Origin of the sequence: Bacillus cereus group sp. N14 (assembly GCF_016483555.1) — a bacterium.
Taxonomy (GTDB): Bacteria; Bacillota; Bacilli; order Bacillales; family Bacillaceae_G; genus Bacillus_A; species Bacillus_A wiedmannii.
Genome location: NZ_JAEHBQ010000077.1, coordinates 1 through 323, shown reverse-complemented (window position 1 = coordinate 323; position 323 = coordinate 1). Strand labels below are relative to the sequence as shown.

Genomic DNA, 323 nt, shown 5'->3' with positions numbered 1-323 from the left:
AAAGTTAGTTTGTCTAGCATCTAAAAATAAAAATTGACGTTTCACGTTGTTTGTTTCGTTCAGTTTTCAAAGAACTTTTTGGTGGAGCCTAGCGGGATCGAACCGCTGACCTCCTGCGTGCAAGGCAGGCGCTCTCCCAGCTGAGCTAAGGCCCCAAACAATTATCGGGAAGACAGGATTTGAACCTGCGACCCCCTGGTCCCAAACCAGGTGCTCTACCAAGCTGAGCCACTTCCCGAAAGAAAACGCGCCCGAGAGGAGTCGAACCCCTAACCTCTTGATCCGTAGTCAAACGCTCTATCCAATTGAGCTACGGGCGCATA

General features: G+C 50.2%; 3 tRNA genes. All 3 read right to left on the bottom strand.

The features are described 5' to 3' along the window. Nucleotides 1-79: 79 nt before the first annotated feature. Nucleotides 80-155, bottom strand: a tRNA-Ala gene (locus tag JDS82_RS29145). A 9-nt stretch (nt 156-164) separates the two neighbouring features. Further along, nucleotides 165-238: transfer RNA gene (locus tag JDS82_RS29140), tRNA-Pro, on the bottom strand. 8 nt (nt 239-246) lie between these two features. Next, nucleotides 247-320: transfer RNA gene (locus JDS82_RS29135), tRNA-Arg, on the bottom strand. Nucleotides 321-323: the final 3 nt, after the last annotated feature.